Source organism: Herbaspirillum sp. B65, assembly GCF_000333555.1.
GTDB lineage: Bacteria > Pseudomonadota > Gammaproteobacteria > Burkholderiales > Burkholderiaceae_D > Herbaspirillum > Herbaspirillum rubrisubalbicans.
This window is the reverse complement of sequence record NZ_BADI01000972.1, coordinates 1-5874: the sequence shown is the minus strand read 5'-3', so window position 1 is coordinate 5874 and position 5874 is coordinate 1. Positions and strand designations below refer to the sequence as shown.

Below are 5874 nucleotides of genomic sequence, written 5' to 3'. Positions count from 1 at the left end.
TCAGACCGTGGCTGCGGTCTGATCGCTCCTGAACGTCTCGGCCTGGATCAGGAATTGCGAAACTTCGGTTCGCGCCGCATCTTGATTCATGCTCAACAGGCGGTACATCAGGTTGGATTCCGCGATCTGCAGATCATTGACCCATTCGTCGATCTTGCCGCGACCGCTCTTGGTCGTGTTCAACAGGAACGTGACTTCGCTGACATGCGATTCGAAGGCGACGGCATCCTGGATATCGTCGCCGTGGTACTCCCGCAGTCCATCCAGGAAATGCCGGGACTGCATCCAGGCGAGCATGTCGGCGGTGCGCTTTTCGATCAGGGCCGTCGCTTCATCCTGCAGGCTTTCGAAATTCTTCTTGAAGGTCTCGTAGGCCTTCATGTCGAGTTTCTCCGCATACGGTGGCCAGGCTTTTTCAACACGGCCTTTCCGGTAGGCGGCACGTGACGTGACCACCGTGTCGGCATCGGCCTTGATCTGGGCATACTCCTTGTCACGCGCGGCGTCGGGCAACATGGCGGCGCGCATGATGCGGTTCTGGTAGACGTTGTCCACCTCGACGCCTTTGGACTGTACGTACTCCTGCACCTCGATCGCCTTGAGGCGTTTTTCCCTCGTATCGGCGGGCAGCTTTTGCGCCTCCGCCCGCTCCTTGACGAAGTCGTACTGCTGCGCGCGCTGCTTGGCCAGATCCGCATTGCGATCGACGACGGCACCGGCGTGATTTTCCAGCAGATCCTTGAGGCTGCTGATGGTCAACATGCCATCGATCTGAAACGGCAACTCGGTGTTATAGCGATGCATCCACCCCGCCGGTTCGTTACGGAAGTTATTGAGTTCGATTCCAATGCCCAGCGCGTCCCACACGCCCATGACCATGGGCTTGTATTTCTCGCCCTTGCCGTGGGTGCAGATTTCTTCCATCTTGGCCACGAGAGGCTTGACCTCGTCCTTGCGGCTGAAGGATCGATGGATCGTGGTGTTGGCCTGAAGCTTGGTGCGGTTATACCTGCCGCTCGGGCTGCCGAATACTCCGGTGGTGGTCCTTTCATTGAGCAGGTCGGGGGAATAGGCCGGGTTGTATTCGAGCACCTTCTGTACGTTGCCCTCGGTGGCGACCATGCCGTGACGATAACCGCCCGCGCTGATCCACAGCTTGGGGATAAAGGTCTGCATACGTTGATCGCGCAGTTTGATGTCGCTGGCGAAAGCCTTGAAGGTGGCTTCACTCCAGGCATGCTGCGAAAATGCTATCCAGACACGACCGCACTTGGCAGGATGTTCGATGTGGATCACTGATGTCGGAATATTGTCGCCGCTGCGCGTGCACACCGGCTCCACGGGCACCGGTTCGGGATAGAGGTGCGAGGGTCGCTTCCACAGCCGGCCTTCGGGGGAGACAGCGTAGGCTTCCCATTTGATGGTGATGTTGGAGGGGTGGCGCTCATAGAACAGGTAGACGAAACCTGCGCGCAGCGTACGCAATACATACTTGTAGTTGGTCAGCGCGGTGCCAGTGACCTTGTTGCCCAATGGGGCCGGGATGTCACCCGGAATGTTGAGCGGCACAACAGCGTAACGCGCCAGCAGAATCGCCAGTCCGTCCTTGTTGCAATTTCTGCAGCCGGGGTTTTGGGGGTTGGTGCAAGCCATAACAAGAATTCAATCCATCAGGTAGGTGGACAATTGCTCGAAGGGAAGACCCGACACGGCTTCGACGGCATCTACGAATGGCTCGCCGCCGGTGGTGCGTCGCCAGACCTCGGCCATGCGTGCATGAGTGTGAAAGCCGATACCATGGCGCAAGCCACAGACCAGGAACAACATGCGGTCGTCCGCTGACGTCACGCCATAGGACGACGCCACGCCCAAGCTGTGTCGCAAGGCTTCGGTCACCGGGGTATCGCGGCTGATCAGGTCTTCGCCCACCAGATAGCTCCAGGCGGCATGTACGGTGGCGTAATCATTGACCTGTTGCCATTGCTGCTCGCTGAGCCGCAACTGTTCATCAAGGCGGTGGGAGGCGACCACATCTGGGCCAGTGGCTGGCGTCGATGGCGCGCTGAAGGACTCCAGCGCCTGATGCCGATTCAGCGAGAAGACGGCTTTCACCGGACGTAGCAGCAAGGCGCGCTGCCCTGCATCGAGATCCTGCCATAGCATCCCTCGCACACCCGGATCATGGAACCGCAGCAGGTGGGTCCGTCCTTGCACGAAATGCAAATAGCAGTGCCTCCCCCAATACGCGGCCACCTCGCGCGCACTGCGCTCACTGATGATCCAGCCACTGATCGGCTGCCCTCTGCGGGCCATGAGAAAAGGTGTGCTCCAGGCAGTCCACGCGAGCTCGATGCTGGCCGCGAGAACGCAATCGTCGCTGAAGCGACTGAGATTCAAGGGGACTAGATAGGGGGCGAAACGGCGGTCGTAATTGGGATGCACGATGGGTATGCTGACGCGCAGACCAGGGTCGGTCTCTCCCAGGTCAGGCTCTCCTTGGGCCGGGTCAACCCAGACGAAACACCTGCCGTCGCCATGCTGATCGATCTCGCGATGCAGCTGCTGCAATACGCCATCCCATGGCGGTGACCTCGGTGCGGCCCGGCCCGTGAGCTGCTCGGTCGAAAGTTGGTCATCCAAGTTGGTCTCCAATACGGCATCGGCACGCTGATACGGCGCTTGCCTCCCGACTTACGTGCCGAATTCTCTTTGGCAAAATCGTCGCGTCGCGGCATGGCAAATATCCCGATGGATGCGGAACACATGTCATCCCTGCGCAGGCCCATGTCATGACGGCTGAGTTATTCGAAGGGTTGCTTTTAATTATTTCTTGCGCGCTGCGAGGAGATGGCGCGCGCTTTTGAGAGGGGCGATTGGACTTAGTTCCCGCATTGCAAGAACTAACGATGATGAAAAATCTACCTCCGCCGGCCCTGCCTGAACATTGCAACGATGCCACGTTTCAGCCGATTTTCTGCGCCTTTTTGACGCGCCATGTCCCGCCATCCGCCCAGAGCGGTTTACAATGCCGCCTGCAAAAAAATCCCAAAATTACCCTGAAGCAACACAGCCCCTTGCGCCACCCGCGCTCACCGCCCTGTTGCACGCAACCATTCCAGACAAGGAAATCCACAAGATGATCAAGATGTTCTCCCGCCACGCCCGCGCGCTGGCGCTGACCGCCGGCTTCGTCGGTATGCTGGGCCTGGCCGCCTGCGGCAAGCAGGAAGACCAGTCGGCCGCCGCCCCGCAGGCTGCGGCGGCGCGCGTCTACGTGGTCGGCGTCGAGTCGGCCTATGCGCCCTTCTCTTCCGAAAACGAACAGAAGGAAGTGGTCGGCTTCGACATCGACGTCATGAAGGCACTGGCCAAGAAGATCGGCATCCAGGTCAAGTTCGTGCCCACGCCCTTCGAAGGCTTCTTCAACTTCCTGGCCCAGGGCGACCGCGATCTGCTGATCTCGGCCATCACCATCACCGATGAACGCAAGAAATCGGTGGCCTTCTCGGATCCCTACTTCGTGGCGACCCAGACCATCGCCCTGCCGGCAGCCGATACCAAGGTCAGCAAGATGGAAGACCTCAAGCCCCTGACCGTGGGCACCCAGAGCGCCACCTCAGGCGACGAACTGGTGCAGCAGGTGCTGGGCAAGAACAGCGCCAAGATCAAGCGCTTCGACTCCACTCCGCTGGCCCTGAAGGAACTGGAAAGCGGCGGCGTCGATGCGGTCGTGGCCGATGAACCGGTGGTCAAGAACTACATCGCCAACAACCCCAATAGCAAGCTGCGCACCGTCACCGATCCGAGCTTCCCCAAGGAAGACTATGGCATCGCCGTGCGCAAGGATGATCCTGAACTGCTGGCCAAGATCAACAAGGGCTTGGCCGAGATGAAGGCCGATGGCAGCTTTGCCGCCATCAGCGCGCAGTATTTCGGTAAGTGATGGTAGTCAACAAGTTCACCTTGAACAGGTAAGCCTCAGGTGCCATGCCCGGACAGCGCCGCCAGGCGGCCATCCGGTCAGGGCAACGTGAACTTTCCTTCCATCCTCCTTTTTCCACCCACCAATCGAGTCCGACATGGATTTCCGCTGGAGCATCATCCAAGGCTATGCGCCGTTGTTCGCCAAGGGCGTTCTCATGACCTTGCAGGTGTCGCTGGTCAGTATCCTGATCGGCACCGTGATCGGCTTGCTGGTGGGGATGCTGCGCCTGGCCGAGGTGCAGCACGGCCCGTGGAAATGGCCGACCCGGCTCATGCGCTGGCTGGCCGGCTTGTACGTGGCCTTCTTCCGTGGCACGCCGCTGTTCGTGCAGATCATGCTGATCCACTTCGCGGTGATGCCGCTGCTGGTGCAGCAGGAACATGGCCTGTTGATCACGGGCGAGCTGGCGCGCACCATCAAGCAGGACTACGGCGCCTTCCTGTCGGGGACGGTGGCCTTGTCCCTGAATGCGGGGGCCTATATCTCGGAAATCTTCCGCGCCGGCATCCAGTCCATCGAGCGCGGCCAGTCCTATGCCGCCGCCAGCCTGGGCATGAACTATGGCCTGACGATGCGCTACGTGGTGCTGCCGCAGGCGTTTCGCCGCATGTTGCCGCCGCTGGGCAACGAGGCCATCACGCTGTTGAAGGATTCCTCGCTGGTCTCGGCCATCGGCCTGGCCGAACTGGCCTATGCCGCGCGCACCGTGGCCGGCACCTATGCGCGCTACTGGGAACCGTATATCACCATTTCCGTGCTGTATTTTTCCATGACCATCTGTCTGGCACTGCTGGTGGCACGACTGGAAAACAAGTACCGCGCACCACATCGCCGCTGATGGCGGCGCGTTCCTGCTGATCGACGCCATCACATCAATCGCGTGCGCTCACCGCAGCCCGGCGGTATCATGCCGCGCATGACACCGATGCAGACCCTCCCTACCCTGGCCCCCGGCAGTAGCCGCGTGGCCGTGATTGGCGCCGGCCCGGCCGGGCTGATGGCAGCCGAAGTGCTGGCCGCCCATGGCGTTGCCGTGGACGTCTATGACGCCATGCCCTCGGCCGGCCGCAAGTTCCTCTTGGCCGGACGTGGCGGCATGAATATCACGCACTCCGAAGCACAACCGGATTTCCTGCCGCGCTATGGCAAGCGTCGCGAACAGGTGGCGCCTTTCGTGCGCCGCTTCGATGGCGAGCAATTGCGCGCCTGGATCCACGAACTGGGCATCGAGACCTTCGTCGGCAGTTCCGGCCGGGTCTTCCCGCGCGAGATGAAGGCTGCGCCGCTGCTGCGCGCCTGGCTGCATCGCCTGCGCCAAGCCGGGGTGCAGTTCCATATGCGCCATCGCTGGCTGGGCTGGCAGGAAGATGGCGCGCTGCGCCTGGCCCATCCCGAGGGCGAGATCGCCGTGCGACCCGACGCCGTGGTCCTGGCGCTGGGCGGCGGCAGTTGGCCGCGCTTGGGCTCGGACGGTAGCTGGGTGCCGCTGTTGCAGGCGCGCCAAGTGGAAGTGGCGCCCTTGCTGCCGTCCAATTGCGGCTTCGAGCTGGACTGGAGCGCGCATTTCCGCGAGCGCTTTGCCGGCGAGCCGGTCAAGCCGGTGGTGGCCAGTACGGCGCACGCCAGCGGCGGTGTGCAGAACCGGCGCGGCGAATTCATCGTCACCGCCGAGGGCATCGAAGGCAGCCTGGTCTATGCGATGTCGGCGGCGCTGCGCGATACCATTGCCGCCGAAGGTTCGGCCCGGCTCTATCTGGACCTGCTGCCGGACTGGCCACTGGAAAAGGTGGAAGCCGAACTGGCCCACCCACGCGGTGCACGCTCGCTCTCCAGCCATCTGCAAAGCCGCCTGCACTTGAAGGGGGTCAAGGCCGGCCTGTGCGCGAATG

General features: G+C 61.6%; 5 protein-coding genes. 3 read left to right on the top strand and 2 right to left on the bottom strand.

Annotated elements, in window-relative coordinates; all coding sequences use genetic code 11:
* A complete protein-coding gene (locus I5W_RS22865) occupies positions 1-1653 on the bottom strand; it encodes a T6SS effector BTH_I2691 family protein (protein ID WP_044530972.1) in 1653 nt (550 codons plus the stop codon).
* A 9-nt stretch (positions 1654-1662) separates the two neighbouring features.
* Positions 1663-2640 (bottom strand): DUF4123 domain-containing protein, encoded by a 978-nt coding sequence (locus I5W_RS30455; protein WP_199901792.1) that lies wholly within the window; start codon positions 2638-2640, stop codon positions 1663-1665.
* Positions 2641-3136: 496 nt separating this feature from the next.
* Here I5W_RS30455 and I5W_RS22850 point away from each other — a divergent pair, with 496 nt between their 5' ends.
* The 3 genes from I5W_RS22850 to I5W_RS22840 form a co-directional block, all read left to right on the top strand.
* Positions 3137-3943 carry a basic amino acid ABC transporter substrate-binding protein gene (locus tag I5W_RS22850; protein WP_044530969.1) on the top strand — a complete coding sequence of 269 codons (807 nt, stop codon included), beginning with the start codon at positions 3137-3139 and terminating at the stop codon, positions 3941-3943.
* Between the two features lie 136 nt (positions 3944-4079).
* Positions 4080-4823 (top strand): amino acid ABC transporter permease, encoded by a 744-nt coding sequence (locus tag I5W_RS22845; protein WP_017449762.1) that lies wholly within the window; start codon positions 4080-4082, stop codon positions 4821-4823.
* Positions 4824-4910: 87 nt separating this feature from the next.
* Positions 4911-5874: TIGR03862 family flavoprotein (locus I5W_RS22840; protein ID WP_044530971.1), on the top strand; the 964-nt coding region annotated here is incomplete at its 3' end.